Source organism: Escherichia sp. MOD1-EC5189, assembly GCF_002966045.1.
Classification (GTDB): Bacteria; Pseudomonadota; Gammaproteobacteria; order Enterobacterales; family Enterobacteriaceae; genus Escherichia; species Escherichia coli_F.
On sequence record NZ_PTRX01000005.1, the window covers coordinates 179,935 to 196,133 of the forward strand.

The window sequence follows — 16,199 nt, forward strand, 5'->3', positions numbered from 1 at the left end:
GGGCGTCAGGCTGCCGTGATGGCAATATGCGCCCGAAACCGGCCGCAGGGGTAACAGCCTACGGCCTTTTTTGTATCCGGCCCCATGAAAAAAGCCTTAACGCAGAACGCTAAGGCTTTAGTTTTCAGGCAAAAAAGATTACTTGCTGGTATCCAGTTCTTCGAAACCTTTCACCAGGTCATCAATCGCTTTCATCTGCTTGAGGAACGGTTCCAGTTTAGCCAGCGGCAGCGCGGATGGACCATCACATTTCGCATGTTCCGGATCCGGATGCGCTTCAATAAACAGCCCCGCCAGACCTACCGCCATACCGGCACGTGCCAGCTCAGCCACCTGAGCACGACGACCGCCGGAAGCTGCGCCAAACGGATCGCGGCATTGCAGTGCGTGGGTCACGTCGAAAATCACCGGTGAATTACCAGACACTTTCTTCATGATGCTGAAGCCCAGCATATCAACAACCAGGTTGTCATAGCCGAAGTTAGCACCGCGATCGCAAAGAATCACTTTTTCGTTGCCGCCTTCTTTGAATTTATCAACGATATTACCCATTTGGCCTGGGCTGACAAACTGCGGTTTCTTGACGTTAATTACCGCACCGGTTTTCGCCATTGCCTCCACCAGGTCAGTCTGGCGAGCAAGAAACGCCGGCAACTGAATCACATCCACAACATCAGCAACGGGCTGTGCCTGGCTTGGCTCGTGAACGTCAGTGATAATTTTTACGCCAAATGTCTGTTTCAGTTCCTGGAAGATTTTCATCCCTTCTTCCAGACCTGGTCCACGATAAGAGTGGATGGAGGAGCGGTTGGCTTTGTCAAAAGAGGCTTTGAACACGTAAGGGATACCCAGTTTCTGGGTCACGGTTACGTAGTGCTCGCAAATGCGCATCGCCAGATCGCGAGATTCCAGCACGTTCATACCGCCAAACAGCACGAACGGCAGATCATTTGCTACGTTGATGTCGCCAATGCTAACCACTTTTTGTTTCATAGGATCGCCTTAATCTTGAGTAAAATGTCGATTAATTAATGCAGCACAATATGTTTATGCGCGATGTTATTTATTTGCGCACGGATCATTTCGCTGATCGGGTCTTCCGGACACTGTTCAACGAAATAACTTAAATCGTTCAACGCAACGTGTTCGCAATCCAGTTGCGCATAAATCAACCCGCGATCGCGAATTTCATAGGGATCTTCCGGGTTAAATTGTAATAAAGCTTCGCTGGTACGTAATGCCAGCTCCATCTGATTTTCTTCCATCAACGAGGCTTTGAGTGTGTCCAGCAATTTGCGGATTACCTCAATGTTATCAGCTTCATCAAGATCTTCATAAAACAGTTCCGCTGACGGGCTGATATTTCCCTTTAACCAAACGTCCAGCATATGTTCGCTTAACGATTCACCGTTAAAAGGATTAATCAGCCAAATTTCGCCATCCGGACATTCAATGCGCAATATCAGCTGCGTAGGGAAAATCACCGGCAGCAGCGGCAAATCGAGACGATTTGCGACCCATAATAAAACGGCACCTAATGATACGGCACTGCCCTGTCGATTCTTTAACACCTGGTCCAGCCATAATGCATCGGAAAGACGATAAACGCCGCGTGAGGCTTTAAATCCCCAGTCGCCGTAAAACAGCGCGATCAGTTTTTCCAGCTGCTCTTCTAAAGGCAGAAGCTGGCTGATTTCTTCCTTCGCCAGAGTAACGAGACGCTCCAGTTCGTCGTAAACATCTTGCGAGGGAAAATCGCGGCGGATTGCTTCGCAAGCCAGGATCATGCCTTCGCACAATGGCGCTTTATTAAATTCGAAATCAGCTAACGATCTCATGACTTACCCCAGTAACGGTACTTTTGTGGTGGCGAGTTTAATGATGATGTACAGCACCACCAACGCCAGCGGGAAGGCAATAATGCGCGCCTGCTGACTGTGCATACGACGATAATCGAGTGCAATAAAACCCAAAACGATATAAATGATAACTCCAAACAGCTTTTCAGTCAGCCACTGTGCCTGCCCGGAAAATGGCAGGATGTGCGCTTTAGCCATCAACGCAATGCCGCTTAACAATAACACCGTATCGACAACCGGCGGCACAATGCGCGTCCAACGAGCAAATGCCTGTGGATGCTTCTGATAACGTAGCCAGAAACGTAAGGTTAATAGCCCTACAGAAAGCGCAATGCTAATGAGATGAACGCTAAGCAGTGTAGAAAAACTTGTCATTGATAATAGCGGCCGAGCGTTACGCGCTCGTTATCACCATAGTCCCGACAGGTTTCGACGTCATGATATCCCGCGTGGATAAATGCCTGTCGCACCGCTTCGCCCTGCTGCCAGCCATGTTCCAGAAGCAGAAAGCCGCCGGATACCAGCGCGTTACGCGACTGTTCGATGATATGCACGATGTCTGCCATTCCACTGTCTGCCGCAACCAGCGCAGTGAGCGGCTCAAAGCGGACATCGCCTTGTTGAAGATGTGGGTCCTGCTCGTCAATATACGGCGGATTACTGACAATCATCGCAAACTGCTGCCCGGCTAGCGCGCTAAACCAGTCGCTTTGCAGAATATGGATATTTTTGATCGCCAGATGCTGGGCATTACGTTGCGCCAGAGAGACAGCATCTGGCATACGATCTACAGCGGTAATTTCACAGTCCGGGCGCTCGCTAGCCAGCGCCAGCGCAATCGCCCCGGTACCCGTCCCGAGATCGAGAATACGGCAAGGCTGTTCAGGCAACCGCGCCAGTGCCTGCTCCACCAGACACTCCGTATCCGGGCGCGGAATTAAGGTCGCTGGCGAAACAAATAACGGCAGCGACCAGAATTCTCGCACCCCGGTTAAATGAGCAATAGGTTCACCATCGCGACGACGCGTCAGTAGCGCATCAAGTTGCTGACATTGTTCGTCAGTCAGCTGCGTTTCACCAAAGGCGAGAATAAAAGTACGCCCTTTGCCGGTAACATGCTCCAGCAGGATTTCAGCATCACGCCGCGGGCTTTCGCTCGCCTGAAGTTGGCTTATTGCTTCACGTAACCAGTGTTGATATTCCATTATTCCTGCTCGGACAACGCCGCCAGTTGGTCGGCCTGATGTTCCTGGATAATCGGTTCAATCAGCATATCCAGCTTACCTTCCATCACTTCATCCAGACGGTAGAGCGTCAGGTTTATGCGGTGATCGGTAACGCGCCCCTGCGGGAAATTGTAAGTACGGTTACGGTCGCTGCGATCGCCACTCCCCAGCAGGTTACGACGGGTAGACGCTTCGGCCTGTTGCCGTTTTGCCATTTCTGCAGCGTGGATGCGAGCACCAAGTACAGAAAGTGCTTTAGCTTTGTTTTTATGTTGTGAACGTTCGTCCTGACATTCAACAACAATCCCGGTCGGCAAGTGAGTAATACGAATTGCCGAATCGGTGGTGTTAACGTGCTGACCACCAGCTCCTGAAGAGCGGAAAGTATCAATGCGCAAATCTGCCGGGTTGATGTCCGGCAGTTCTGCGTCAGGCAGTTCTGGCATTACCGCAACGGTACAAGCAGAAGTATGAATTCGACCCTGCGATTCCGTAGCAGGCACACGCTGCACGCGATGACCGCCAGATTCGAATTTCAAACGACCATATACACCATCACCGCTAATTTTGGCGATGATCTCTTTATAGCCACCATGTTCACCCTCGCTGGCGCTCATGATTTCTACACGCCAGCGGCGGGCTTCGGCGTAACGGCTGTACATACGGAACAGATCGCCAGCGAAGAGCGCCGCTTCGTCGCCGCCGGTTCCGGCACGGACTTCGAGGAAGGCGTTACGTTCGTCATCAGGATCTTTTGGTAGTAACAGAACCTGTAATTGCTGTTCCAGTTGCTCGCTTTTTTCTTTAGCTTCGCGCAGTTCATCCTGCGCCATCTCACGCATTTCAGGATCGTCGAGCATCATCTGTGCGGTTTCGATATCTTCCTGAACCTGTTGCCAGTCGGTAAAACAGCGCGAAACATCACTTAACTGCGCATATTCGCGTGATAATGCGCGAAAACGTTCCTGGTCGGCGATAGTTTGCGCGTCACCCAGCAATGCCTGAACTTCTTCATGGCGTTCATGCAGGGCTTCCAGTTTGGCAACGATAGAAGGCTTCATAGGCGTAAATGCACCCTGTAAAAAAAGAAAATGATGTACTGCTACTCCAGCCCGAGGCTGTCGCGCAGAATATTCAGGCGTTCGTTATCCCCGTCACGGGCGGCCTGTTGAAGTGATTTCGTTGGCGCATGGATCAGGCGGTTAGTCAGTTTCCATGCCAGATCCTGCATAATGGCTTGCGCGTCGCCGCCCTGCTCAAGGGCTGCTAACGCTTTGGCGGTTAACTCATCGCGAACTTGCTCTGCCTGGCTGCGATACTCGCGAATGGTTTCGCTGGCACTTTGTGCACGCAGCCAGGCCATAAATTCGCTGGTTTCCTGAGCGACGATAGTCTCCGCCTCAACTGCGGCAGCTTTACGTTGCGCCAGGTTGTGCGAAATAATGCTTTGTAGATCGTCAACGCTATAAAGGTAAGCATTCGCCAGTTTGCCAACTTCCGGCTCAACATCGCGCGGAACGGCAATATCTACCAACAGCATCGGTTGGTTGCGACGGCTTTTTAATGCGCGCTCCACCATGCCTTTACCGATAATCGGCAACGGGCTGGCGGTGGAACTGATGATGATATCGGCTTCGCGCAGACGTTCGTCAATATCGCTCAAGGCAATCACTTCTGCGCCGACTTCATCTGCCAGAATTTGGGCGCGTTCGCGAGTACGGTTGGCGATAATCATCTTCTGTACTTTGTGTTCACGTAGATGACGCGCCACCAGCTCGATGGTTTCGCCCGCACCCACCAGCAGTACCGTCACCGTAGAGAGCGATTCAAAGATCTGACGCGCCAGCGTACAAGCCGCAAAAGCGACAGACACAGCGCTGGCACCGATATCGGTTTCAGTACGAACGCGTTTTGCGACAGAGAAAGATTTCTGGAACATGCGTTCCAGTTCGCTGGCCTTCATATGGCCTTTTTGCGAATCGGCAAACGCTTTTTTAACCTGACCGAGGATCTGCGGCTCCCCCAAAACCAGTGAATCCAGGCCGCTGGCAACACGCATTAAATGGCTAACCGCGTCGTTATCCTGATGCCAGTAGAGGCTTTTACGCAGATCGTCTTCATTGAGATTATGGTAATCGCAAAGCCAGCGGATTAACGCCTCTTGCAGGTTATCCTGCTCTTCAACGCTAAGATAAAGTTCTGTGCGGTTACACGTCGACAGTACCACGCCGCCCTGCACCATCGGCTGCGCAAGCAGGCTGTCAAGCGCCTGATCGAGCTTATCCGGCGAAAACGATACACGTTCTCGCAGCGATACAGGTGCCGTTTTATGGTTGATACCGAGTGCTAAAAGGGTCATGTCTGCGGGAAATAATACCAACGTTGATAGGGTTAGTCTGCTCGCATCATACAGGATGCGCGAGATCAATAAAAGAGAGTGCCCCCTTTTGGAGTAATTGCCGAAAGCCGTTAGATTCTGGCAATTAAGACAATTTGAACATAGACGATAGCGGACGGTAACGCTAGCATTAAGGGTTATAACTGCAACGTATCTCAAGGACTTGTCATCATTATGCCCCTGCCCGATTTCCGTCTTATCCGTCTGCTACCACTGGCTGCTCTCGTGCTTACTGCCTGTTCCGTTACCACGCCGAAAGGTCCTGGCAAAAGCCCGGATTCGCCACAATGGCGTCAGCATCAGCAAGACGTGCGTAATCTTAATCAGTATCAGACTCGCGGTGCATTCGCTTATATTTCTGATCAACAAAAAGTCTACGCCCGCTTTTTCTGGCAACAAACCGGCCAGGATCGCTATCGTCTGCTACTGACTAACCCATTGGGCAGCACCGAACTGGAGCTGAATGCTCAGCCGGGTAACGTGCAGTTAGTCGACAATAAAGGGCAGCGTTACACCGCCGATGACGCCGAAGAGATGATTGGCAAATTGACCGGAATGCCGATTCCGCTCAACAGTTTGCGTCAGTGGATTTTAGGTTTACCGGGTGATGCAACCGACTACAAACTGGACGATCAATATCGCCTCAGCGAAATCACCTACAGCCAAAACGGCAAAAACTGGAAAGTTGTTTACGGTGGTTATGACACCAAAACGCAACCTGCGATGCCAGCCAATATGGAACTCACCGATGGTGGTCAGCGCATCAAGTTAAAAATGGATAACTGGATAGTGAAATAATGCGGACACAGTGGCCCTCTCCGGCAAAACTTAATCTGTTTTTATACATTACCGGTCAGCGTGCGGACGGTTACCACACGCTGCAAACGCTGTTTCAGTTCCTGGATTACGGCGACACCATCAGCATTGAGCTTCGTGACGATGGAGATATTCGTCTGTTAACGCCCGTTGAAGGCGTGGAACATGAAGATAACCTGATCGTTCGCGCAGCACGGTTGCTGATGAAAACAGCAGCCGCCAGCGGGCGTCTTCCTACGGGAAGCGGTGCAGAAATCAGTATTGACAAGCGTTTGCCGATGGGCGGCGGTCTGGGTGGTGGTTCATCCAATGCCGCGACGGTGCTGGTGGCATTAAACCATCTCTGGCAATGCGGGCTAAGCATTGATGAACTGGCGGAAATGGGTCTGACGCTGGGTGCAGATGTTCCTGTATTTGTCCGTGGTCATGCCGCGTTTGCCGAAGGCGTTGGTGAAATACTAACGCCGGTGGATCCGCCAGAGAAGTGGTACTTGGTGGCGCACCCTGGTGTAAGTATTCCGACACCGGTGATTTTTAAAGATCCTGAACTCCCGCGCAATACGCCAAAAAGGTCAATAGAAACGTTGCTAAAATGTGAATTCAGCAATGATTGCGAGGTTATCGCAAGAAAACGTTTTCGCGAGGTTGATGCGGTGCTTTCCTGGCTGTTAGAATACGCCCCGTCGCGCCTGACTGGGACAGGGGCCTGTGTCTTTGCTGAATTTGATACAGAGTCTGAAGCCCGCCAGGTGCTAGAGCAAGCCCCGGAATGGCTCAATGGCTTTGTGGCGAAAGGCGTTAATCTTTCCCCATTGCACAGAGCCATGCTTTAAGCCGGGCAAGCTGAGTTTCGGTGACAACGTCACCTTGTTCCAGACGTTGCATCGCGCTCTTTAATACACCGCCTGGAAAGAATCATGCCTGGCCCGCACAGTTTTCGGCAGATTCTTTCCACCAATGGACGCATGCCTGAGGTTCTTCTCGTGCCTGATATGAAGCTTTTTGCTGGTAACGCCACCCCGGAACTAGCACAACGTATTGCCAACCGCCTGTACACTTCACTCGGCGACGCCGCTGTAGGTCGCTTTAGCGACGGCGAAGTCAGTGTACAAATCAACGAAAATGTACGCGGTGGTGATATTTTCATCATCCAGTCCACTTGTGCCCCTACTAACGACAACCTGATGGAATTAGTCGTTATGGTTGATGCCCTGCGTCGTGCTTCCGCAGGTCGTATCACCGCTGTTATCCCCTACTTTGGCTATGCGCGCCAGGACCGTCGCGTCCGTTCCGCTCGTGTACCAATCACTGCGAAAGTGGTTGCAGACTTCCTCTCCAGCGTCGGTGTTGACCGTGTGCTGACAGTGGATCTGCACGCTGAACAGATTCAGGGTTTCTTCGACGTTCCGGTTGATAACGTATTTGGTAGCCCGATCCTGCTGGAAGACATGCTGCAGCTGAATCTGGATAACCCAATTGTGGTTTCTCCGGACATCGGCGGCGTTGTGCGTGCCCGCGCTATCGCTAAGCTGCTGAACGATACCGATATGGCAATCATCGACAAACGTCGTCCGCGTGCGAACGTTTCCCAGGTGATGCATATCATCGGTGACGTTGCAGGTCGTGACTGCGTACTGGTCGATGATATGATCGACACTGGCGGTACGCTGTGTAAAGCTGCTGAAGCTCTGAAAGAACGTGGTGCTAAACGTGTATTTGCGTACGCGACTCACCCGATCTTCTCCGGCAACGCGGCGAACAACCTGCGTAACTCTGTAATTGATGAAGTCGTTGTCTGCGATACCATTCCGCTGAGCGATGAAATCAAATCACTGCCGAACGTGCGTACTCTGACCCTGTCAGGTATGCTGGCCGAAGCGATTCGTCGTATCAGCAACGAAGAATCGATCTCTGCCATGTTCGAACACTAATCGAACCCGGCTCAAAGACCCGCTGCGGCGGGTTTTTTTGTCTGTAATATCCATTTGTATGACCTATGCCTCCTTCACCTGCCATTTAGTTGACAGATGATGCGCTCACGGATGAAACATTATTGTGAACAAAATATTTTCCTCACATGTGATGCCTTTCCGCGCTCTGATCGACGCTTGCTGGAAAGAAAAATATACTGCCGCACAGTTTACCCGTGACCTGATTGCCGGGATAACCGTCGGGATTATTGCTATCCCGCTGGCAATGGCGTTAGCTATTGGTAGTGGTGTGGCACCCCAGTACGGTTTATATACCGCAGCTGTTGCGGGGATTGTCATTGCTCTGACGGGGGGGTCACGCTTTAGCGTTTCCGGTCCGACTGCGGCATTTGTGGTAATTCTCTATCCCGTTTCGCAACAGTTTGGACTGGCAGGACTGCTGGTCGCGACACTCATGTCAGGTGTCTTTTTGATCCTGATGGGGCTGGCACGTTTTGGACGCTTGATTGAATATATTCCGGTTTCCGTGACCTTAGGTTTCACCTCGGGTATCGGGATCACCATCGGTACCATGCAGATTAAAGATTTTCTCGGTCTGCAAATGGCCCATGTCCCGGAACATTATCTAGAAAAAGTCGGCGCATTATTTATGGCGTTGCCGACCATTAATGTGGGTGATGCTGCCATTGGCATTGTGACGCTTGGCATTCTGGTTTTCTGGCCACGTCTGGGCATTCGTTTACCCGGTCACCTTCCGGCCTTGCTGGCTGGTTGCGCGGTGATGGGGATTGTTAACCTGCTCGGCGGACATGTTGCTACCATCGGTTCGCAATTCCACTACGTTCTGGCCGATGGTTCTCAGGGTAACGGTATTCCGCAACTGCTGCCGCAACTGGTACTGCCGTGGGACCTGCCCAATTCCGAATTTACCCTCACCTGGGACTCCATTCGCACTCTGCTTCCGGCAGCATTTTCGATGGCGATGTTAGGGGCAATTGAATCACTGCTCTGCGCCGTGGTACTGGATGGTATGACAGGAACGAAACACAAAGCGAACAGTGAACTGGTTGGTCAGGGACTGGGGAATATCATCGCCCCATTCTTTGGTGGTATTACCGCTACAGCTGCCATCGCGCGTTCTGCCGCTAACGTCCGTGCCGGGGCTACTTCCCCTATCTCGGCGGTGATCCACTCTATTCTGGTTATTCTTGCCCTGCTGGTACTGGCACCGCTGCTCTCCTGGCTGCCGCTTTCCGCCATGGCGGCCCTGCTGTTGATGGTAGCGTGGAACATGAGTGAAGCGCACAAAGTGGTCGACTTGCTGCGTCATGCGCCGAAAGATGACATCATCGTCATGCTACTGTGTATGTCATTGACTGTGCTGTTTGATATGGTTATTGCCATCAGTGTGGGGATCGTGTTGGCATCGCTGCTGTTTATGCGTCGTATCGCGCGTATGACTCGCCTGGCCCCAGTAGTCGTAGACGTTCCAGACGATGTCCTGGTTCTGCGCGTTATTGGCCCGCTGTTCTTTGCTGCGGCTGAAGGCCTGTTCACGGACCTGGAGTCACGTCTTGAAGGCAAGCGGATTGTCATTCTGAAGTGGGATGCCGTTCCGGTGCTTGATGCTGGTGGCCTTGATGCGTTCCAGCGTTTTGTGAAGCGTCTGCCCGAAGGATGTGAACTGCGCGTGTGTAACGTGGAATTCCAGCCGCTGCGCACTATGGCTCGCGCAGGCATTCAACCGATCCCGGGCCGCCTTGCTTTCTTCCCGAATCGTCGCGCGGCGATGGCGGATTTATAAGTACGAAATTGACCAGTCAGCGCAAACTGACTGGTCAGCAAACTGCATTATTTGTTAGCTATGACGGCGATTATCGCTACGGCGGCAACGTTTGTCATAGTGGCGAACCCACCAGTAACGGTCGCACACCTGTTCATGCCCGCCAACACGGGCACCCGCCAGCCAGAGAATGGCACCGACGAAAATACTTAGCACTGCACCATGTGCGAAATACTGGGGCATATTAAACTGTGGTAACTGGTTGAGGATTGAATACCCCACACCAACTACCATCACCACCAGACCCAACCCCATGAGCACGTTACCGAGTAACGAAGCGTTTTTGCGTTTCATATGTCACCTCCGGAACTTTCTGGGTTGTAACAGGGAATACCCCTCTTCCTTATGTGTAAAGTATAGACAACACCCTGTGGGTTATGTGCGGGCGTGATCACAATTACAACCCTTATTTCAACAAAACTTTACAAATAAACGCCTGAACACCTTGACTTTCTAATAGTCCACTTAGGCAATTATTGCGTTATCTGCATTTGATACGCAGTTTTTTGTCAAGCGGGGCCGCAACCAGTAAACTACGCGCCAGTTATGTACTCACTCAGGACAAAAAAACGTGACGATTAAATTGATTGTCGGTCTGGCGAACCCCGGCGCTGAATACGCCGCAACGCGACATAATGCTGGCGCCTGGTTCGTTGACTTACTGGCTGAGCGTTTGCGCGCTCCGCTGCGCGAAGAGGCTAAATTCTTTGGTTATACTTCGCGAGTCACCCTTGGAGGCGAAGATGTCCGCCTGTTAGTCCCGACTACATTTATGAATCTCAGCGGCAAAGCCGTTGCGGCGATGGCCAGTTTTTTCCGCATTAATCCGGACGAAATTCTGGTTGCCCACGACGAACTGGATCTGCCACCTGGCGTCGCCAAATTTAAGTTGGGCGGTGGCCATGGTGGTCACAATGGACTGAAAGACATCATCAGTAAATTGGGTAATAACCCTAACTTTCACCGTTTACGCATCGGAATCGGTCATCCGGGCGATAAAAATAAAGTTGTCGGTTTTGTGTTAGGCAAACCGCCTGTTAGTGAACAGAAGTTAATTGATGAAGCCATCGACGAAGCGGCACGTTGTACTGAAATGTGGTTTACAGAGGGCTTGACCAAAGCAACGAACCGATTGCACGCCTTTAAAGCGCAATAAGTCGTTGTCTGCGGCATTTTTGCCGAGTGCCGTGTATAATAGGCAAAGTTATTTCCATTTCTGCAATCTGTTAGCAATAACAGGTTGATTATTAAGATATTAAGGTGATTTAAATCATGGGATTCAAATGCGGTATCGTCGGTTTGCCCAACGTCGGGAAATCTACCCTGTTCAACGCGCTGACCAAAGCCGGTATTGAAGCGGCCAACTTTCCATTCTGCACCATCGAGCCGAACACAGGCGTCGTACCAATGCCTGACCCTCGCCTGGATCAACTGGCTGAAATCGTAAAACCGCAGCGTACGCTTCCCACGACCATGGAATTTGTCGATATCGCCGGTCTGGTAAAAGGCGCATCGAAAGGCGAAGGTCTGGGTAACCAGTTCCTGACCAACATCCGTGAAACCGAAGCGATCGGTCACGTTGTTCGCTGCTTTGAAAACGACAACATCATTCACGTTTCCGGCAAAGTTAACCCGGCGGATGATATTGAAGTTATCAACACAGAACTGGCGCTGGCAGACCTCGACACCTGCGAACGTGCGATTCATCGCGTACAGAAGAAAGCCAAAGGCGGCGATAAAGACGCGAAAGCCGAGCTGGCGGTACTGGAAAAATGCCTGCCACAGCTGGAAAACGCAGGTATGCTGCGCGCGCTGGATTTAAGCGCTGAAGAGAAAGCGGCTATTCGTTACCTGAGCTTCCTGACGCTGAAACCAACAATGTACATCGCCAACGTCAACGAAGACGGTTTTGAAAACAACCCGTATCTTGACCAGGTGCGTGAAATCGCGGCGAAAGAAGGTTCTGTTGTGGTTCCGGTTTGTGCTGCTGTTGAAGCAGACATTGCCGAACTGGACGACGAAGAACGTGACGAGTTTATGCAGGAGCTTGGGCTGGAAGAGCCGGGCCTGAACCGCGTGATCCGTGCCGGTTATAAGCTGCTGAACCTGCAAACTTACTTCACTGCTGGGGTGAAAGAAGTGCGTGCATGGACCATTCCGGTTGGTGCAACCGCGCCGCAGGCCGCTGGCAAAATCCATACTGATTTTGAAAAAGGCTTTATCCGCGCACAAACTATTTCGTTCGAAGATTTCATCACTTACAAAGGTGAACAAGGCGCGAAAGAAGCAGGCAAAATGCGTGCAGAAGGTAAAGATTACATCGTTAAAGATGGCGATGTAATGAACTTCCTGTTCAACGTCTAATTAATTTGTTGTCTCATGAGGTTTCGCTAAATCTCATGAAGAGCGCAAAAGTATATAAAATCCACGCAATTGCGTGGATTTTTCATTTCACCGAGTCCTAACCATTCTTATAACATCCTACACTTTTGTGCTTATTGCCTATAGTGAACCACGAGAATAATTAAAGACATAAGTGTTCAGATGAGGGATATCTCATTAGCAATGAGATCACGTAAGTTTGTGTTCCACTGCACATCAGACACCTTTTACAGCTGATCAATATTGATCACGCTCCAATATGCTGGCGAGAAAAGGACTTGCCTGAAGGGCAATATCCAGCAGATAAAGCCCCCGAATAACGTGATTACGTGCGATCCTGGCAAGATGAAAATGATAACCAGTATCACGATAATAACGATATGCCAGAAAATCCATTGATCAAAAATGAATATCGATGTTTTTTGCTTTTTCTTATTAGTAATGCAAAAATGGCTCATATTGTTTTTGTTATGCAGATACATCAAGCGAAAACCCCATAACTAATTAGGATTATTACCAAAAATATTCACCAAATTATTTAACCGCTGTTTGTTGTAATGTTTTTGTCATATTCATAGTAACGAATTGGAATAAGTAACGACAACTTAGGGAATAACTCGATCTAAACTCACCTTTGTAAGGGGGATGTTAAATATATATTAATTCCTGTGTTCCTGATTTTGCCCGGTAATAGAGAATTATTCTCAGAGCAGCTCATCATGATTGCACCATACAAATATCATGATGATAAGAGGATATTATTCATTGACTTAAACAAAGTGACAAAATCCATAGACCCATAGCCTGGGTACTATATAGGAGTGGTATGGGCATCAAACAACACAATGGGAATACCAAAGCCGATCGTCTCGCTGAATTAAAAATCCGTTCGCCCTCCATTCAACTGATAAAATATGGCGCTATTGGTTTGAATGCAATTATCTTTTCCCCCCTGCTGATAGCTGCTGATTTAGGAAGTCAAAATGGCACCAATATTACTATTAGTGATGGTGACAGAATTACAGGAGATACCGCCGATCCATCAGGAAACCTCTATGGTGTAATGACCCCAGCAGGAAACACGCCTGGCAATATCAACCTGGGTGATGATGTCTCCGTCAATGTCAACGACGCCTCTGGATATGCAAAGGGAATCATTATTCAGGGCAAGAACAGCTCTCTGACAGCTAACCGACTTACAGTAGATGTTGTTGGTCAAACCTCTGCCATCGGCATTAATTTAATTGGTGACTATACACATGCTGACTTAGGCACAGGCAGCACCATTAAGAGTAACGATGACGGCATCATTATTGGGCATAGCTCAACACTAACAGCCTCTCAATTCACCATTGAAAACTCGAACGGTATAGGCCTAACCATCAATGACTATGGCACCAGTGTCGATCTTGGAAGCGGTAGTAAAATCAAGACCGATGGAAGTACAGGTGTTTATATCGGTGGTCTCAACGGCAATAACGCCAACGGTGCTGCGCGTTTTACGGCGACAGACCTGACAATCGATGTTCAGGGCTACAGCGCCATGGGAATAAACGTACAGAAAAACTCTGTTGTCGATCTCGGAACAAACAGTACCATTAAAACCAATGGCGATAATGCACACGGCCTCTGGAGCTTTGGCCTGGTGAGCGCGAATGCACTCACTGTTGATGTAACTGGAGCCGCTGCCAATGGCGTCGAAGTTCGTGGTGGTACAACCACTATCGGTGCTGATAGCCATATTTCTTCCGCGCAGGGCGGTGGCCTCGTAACCAGTGGTTCAGACGCGACAATCAATTTTTCTGGCACGGCAGCGCAACGAAACAGCATCTTTTCCAGCGGTTCTTATGGTGCCTCAGCCCAGACGGCAACGGCTGTTATCAACATGCAAAATACCGATATTACGGTTGATCGTAATGGCAGTCTGGCGCTGGGTTTGTGGGCGCTCAGCGGCGGTAGAATAACCGGAGACAGTTTGGCTATCACCGGCGCGGCAGGAGCCAGGGGGATTTATGCCATGACCAACAGCCAGATCGATCTCACGAGCGATCTGGTCATTGATATGAGTACACCCGACCAGATGGCCATCGCAACGCAACATGACGATGGTTATGCCGCCAGCCGCATCAACGCCTCGGGTCGTATGCTTATCAACGGTAGCGTTCTTTCTAAAGGTGGGCTAATCAATCTGGATATGCACCCTGGGTCGGTTTGGACAGGTTCTTCCCTCAGCGATAATGTCAATGGCGGGAAACTGGACGTTGCAATGAATAACAGCGTCTGGAACGTAACAAGTAATTCTAATCTCGACACGCTGGCGCTGAGCCATTCAACTGTCGATTTTGCCAGCCACGCGTCAACTGCCGGCACATTTACCACATTAAACGTAGAGAACCTTAGCGGTAACAGTACCTTTATTATGCGTGCTGATGTTGTTGGCGAGGGTAATGGCGTTAATAATAAAGGAGATTTATTGAATATCTGCGGGAGTAGTGCTGGTAATCACGTATTGGCTATCCGTAACCAGGGCAGCGAGGCCACAACGGGAAATGAAGTTCTGACAGTGGTAAAAACCACTGACGGCGCGGCCTCGTTCAGCGCGTCTTCTCAGGTTGAGTTGGGGGGATATCTGTATGATGTGCGTAAAAATGGCACTAACTGGGAGCTTTATGCTTCCGGGACAATTCCGGAGCCGACTCCTAATCCAGAGCCCACACCAGCTCCCGCTCAGCCCCCCATAGTCAACCCCGATCCTACGCCTGCCCCCGCTCCCACGCCTAAACCCACCACGACCGCAGATGCTGGCGGCAATTATCTCAATGTCGGTTACTTATTGAACTATGTTGAAAACCGTACGCTGATGCAACGGATGGGTGACCTGCGAAATCAGGGTAAAGACGGTAATATCTGGTTGCGCAGTTATGGGGGAAGCCTGGACTCCTTTGCCAGTGGCAAACTGAGCGGCTTTGACATGGGTTACAGCGGTATCCAGTTTGGTGGGGATAAACGTCTCTCTGATGAAATGCCGTTGTATGTCGGTCTGTATATTGGCTCAACACATGCATCGCCGGACTATAGCGGAGGCGACGGTACCGCACGTTCAGACTACATGGGAATGTACGCCAGTTACATGGCACACAACGGTTTTTACAGCGATCTCGTTGTAAAAGCATCGCACCAGAAAAATAGTTTCCACGTACTGGACAGTCAGAACAACGGCGTTAACGCCAACGGCACTGCGAATGGATTGAGCATCTCCCTGGAAGCCGGGCAGAGGTTCAACCTGACCCCTACTGGTTATGGGTTCTATATAGAGCCGCAAACCCAGCTCACATACAGCCACCAGAATGGGATGGCTATGAAGGCGAGTAATGGTCTCAATATACATCTGAATCACTACGAATCGCTGCTGGGGCGTGCCAGCATGATACTGGGATATGACATCACCGCAGGCAACAGCCAGCTGAATGTCTATGTGAAGACTGGCGCTATCCGCGAGTTTTCAGGGAATACCGAATATCTGTTGAACAACTCTCGGGAGAAGTACAGTTTCAAAGGTAATGGCTGGAATAACGGCGTGGGAGTCAGTGCACAGTATAACAAACAGCACACCTTCTATCTCGAAGCGGATTACACGCAGGGTAACCTCTTTGATCAGAAGCAAGTCAACGGAGGATATCGCTTCAGCTTTTAAGTGCGGGATAGACAAGCCCTTAAACGATGCTGAAAATTGTTAGCGTGCGC

At 50.3% G+C, this 16,199-nt stretch carries 14 protein-coding genes; 7 read left to right on the plus strand and 7 right to left on the minus strand.

The window, feature by feature from the left end; all coding sequences use genetic code 11:
• Positions 1 to 138: 138 nt before the first annotated feature.
• Genes kdsA through hemA form a run of 6 tightly spaced genes read right to left on the minus strand, consistent with a single transcriptional unit; the run spans position 139 to position 5,444 of the window.
• On the minus strand, positions 139 to 993 hold the full coding sequence (gene kdsA / locus ATB02_RS06170) for a 3-deoxy-8-phosphooctulonate synthase (RefSeq protein ID WP_000811065.1): 855 nt from the start codon (positions 991 to 993) through the stop codon (positions 139 to 141).
• Positions 994 to 1,028: 35 nt separating this feature from the next.
• On the minus strand, positions 1,029 to 1,838 hold the full coding sequence (gene sirB1, locus ATB02_RS06175; RefSeq protein WP_001257058.1) for an invasion regulator SirB1: 810 nt from the start codon (positions 1,836 to 1,838) through the stop codon (positions 1,029 to 1,031).
• Between the two features lie 3 nt (positions 1,839 to 1,841).
• Positions 1,842 to 2,234 (minus strand): invasion regulator SirB2, encoded by a 393-nt coding sequence (gene sirB2, locus ATB02_RS06180; protein ID WP_000200378.1) that lies wholly within the window; start codon positions 2,232 to 2,234, stop codon positions 1,842 to 1,844.
• On the minus strand, positions 2,231 to 3,064 hold the full coding sequence (prmC, locus tag ATB02_RS06185) for a peptide chain release factor N(5)-glutamine methyltransferase (RefSeq protein ID WP_000456456.1): 834 nt from the start codon (positions 3,062 to 3,064) through the stop codon (positions 2,231 to 2,233). The genes sirB2 and prmC overlap by 4 nt, the downstream gene beginning before the upstream one ends.
• Positions 3,064 to 4,146, minus strand: a complete 1,083-nt coding sequence (prfA, locus tag ATB02_RS06190) for a peptide chain release factor 1 (RefSeq protein ID WP_000804726.1) — start codon at positions 4,144 to 4,146, stop codon at positions 3,064 to 3,066. The genes prmC and prfA overlap by 1 nt, the downstream gene beginning before the upstream one ends.
• A gap of 41 nt (positions 4,147 to 4,187) precedes the next feature.
• Entirely contained in the window at positions 4,188 to 5,444 is a 1,257-nt protein-coding gene (gene hemA / locus ATB02_RS06195) for a glutamyl-tRNA reductase (protein WP_001353262.1), read from the minus strand.
• 213 nt (positions 5,445 to 5,657) lie between these two features.
• Between hemA and lolB the strand changes: the two genes are divergently transcribed.
• The 4 genes from lolB (at position 5,658) to dauA (ending at position 10,034) form a co-directional block, all read left to right on the plus strand.
• Positions 5,658 to 6,281: a lipoprotein insertase outer membrane protein LolB gene (lolB, locus tag ATB02_RS06200; RefSeq protein WP_001130692.1), complete on the plus strand. Its 624-nt coding sequence runs from the start codon at positions 5,658 to 5,660 to the stop codon at positions 6,279 to 6,281.
• On the plus strand, positions 6,281 to 7,132 hold the full coding sequence (ispE, locus tag ATB02_RS06205) for a 4-(cytidine 5'-diphospho)-2-C-methyl-D-erythritol kinase (protein ID WP_032302911.1): 852 nt from the start codon (positions 6,281 to 6,283) through the stop codon (positions 7,130 to 7,132). Before lolB ends, ispE begins: the two co-directional genes overlap by 1 nt.
• 150 nt (positions 7,133 to 7,282) lie before the next feature.
• Entirely contained in the window at positions 7,283 to 8,230 is a 948-nt protein-coding gene (gene prs / locus ATB02_RS06215) for a ribose-phosphate diphosphokinase (RefSeq protein ID WP_001298109.1), read from the plus strand.
• 124 nt (positions 8,231 to 8,354) lie between these two features.
• Complete coding sequence (dauA, locus tag ATB02_RS06225) at positions 8,355 to 10,034, plus strand: C4-dicarboxylic acid transporter DauA (RefSeq protein WP_105271252.1); 1,680 nt, start codon at positions 8,355 to 8,357, stop codon at positions 10,032 to 10,034.
• Positions 10,035 to 10,088: 54 nt separating this feature from the next.
• Here the strand turns inward: dauA and ychH are convergent, their stop codons facing one another.
• Entirely contained in the window at positions 10,089 to 10,367 is a 279-nt protein-coding gene (ychH, locus tag ATB02_RS06230; RefSeq protein WP_000823885.1) for a stress-induced protein YchH, read from the minus strand.
• 277 nt (positions 10,368 to 10,644) lie between these two features.
• On the opposite strand from ychH, the gene pth reads away from it, so the two are divergent.
• The 3 genes from pth (at position 10,645) to ATB02_RS06255 (ending at position 16,149) form a co-directional block, all read left to right on the plus strand.
• A complete protein-coding gene (pth, locus tag ATB02_RS06235) occupies positions 10,645 to 11,229 on the plus strand; it encodes an aminoacyl-tRNA hydrolase (protein ID WP_000152937.1) in 585 nt (194 codons plus the stop codon).
• A 116-nt stretch (positions 11,230 to 11,345) separates the two neighbouring features.
• The gene (ychF, locus tag ATB02_RS06240) at positions 11,346 to 12,437 is read left to right on the plus strand and encodes a redox-regulated ATPase YchF (RefSeq protein WP_000505866.1); all 1,092 of its coding nucleotides are present in this window, start codon (positions 11,346 to 11,348) and stop codon (positions 12,435 to 12,437) included.
• 844 nt (positions 12,438 to 13,281) lie between these two features.
• Positions 13,282 to 16,149 (plus strand): autotransporter outer membrane beta-barrel domain-containing protein, encoded by a 2,868-nt coding sequence (locus tag ATB02_RS06255; protein WP_105271253.1) that lies wholly within the window; start codon positions 13,282 to 13,284, stop codon positions 16,147 to 16,149.
• Positions 16,150 to 16,199: the final 50 nt, after the last annotated feature.

Excerpts from the sequence above, each read along its gene's own strand:
- kdsA (WP_000811065.1), bottom strand. The coding sequence starts at position 993 with ATGAAACAAAAAGTGGTTAGCATTGGCGACATCAACGTAGCAAATGAT.
- sirB1 (WP_001257058.1), bottom strand. The coding sequence starts at position 1,838 with ATGAGATCGTTAGCTGATTTCGAATTTAATAAAGCGCCATTGTGCGAA.
- sirB2 (WP_000200378.1), bottom strand. The coding sequence starts at position 2,234 with ATGACAAGTTTTTCTACACTGCTTAGCGTTCATCTCATTAGCATTGCG.
- prmC (WP_000456456.1), bottom strand. The coding sequence starts at position 3,064 with ATGGAATATCAACACTGGTTACGTGAAGCAATAAGCCAACTTCAGGCG.
- prfA (WP_000804726.1), bottom strand. The coding sequence starts at position 4,146 with ATGAAGCCTTCTATCGTTGCCAAACTGGAAGCCCTGCATGAACGCCAT.
- hemA (WP_001353262.1), bottom strand. The coding sequence starts at position 5,444 with ATGACCCTTTTAGCACTCGGTATCAACCATAAAACGGCACCTGTATCG.
- lolB (WP_001130692.1), top strand. The coding sequence starts at position 5,658 with ATGCCCCTGCCCGATTTCCGTCTTATCCGTCTGCTACCACTGGCTGCT.
- ispE (WP_032302911.1), top strand. The coding sequence starts at position 6,281 with ATGCGGACACAGTGGCCCTCTCCGGCAAAACTTAATCTGTTTTTATAC.
- ychH (WP_000823885.1), bottom strand. The coding sequence starts at position 10,367 with ATGAAACGCAAAAACGCTTCGTTACTCGGTAACGTGCTCATGGGGTTG.
- ychF (WP_000505866.1), top strand. The coding sequence starts at position 11,346 with ATGGGATTCAAATGCGGTATCGTCGGTTTGCCCAACGTCGGGAAATCT.
- ATB02_RS06255 (WP_105271253.1), top strand. The coding sequence starts at position 13,282 with ATGGGCATCAAACAACACAATGGGAATACCAAAGCCGATCGTCTCGCT.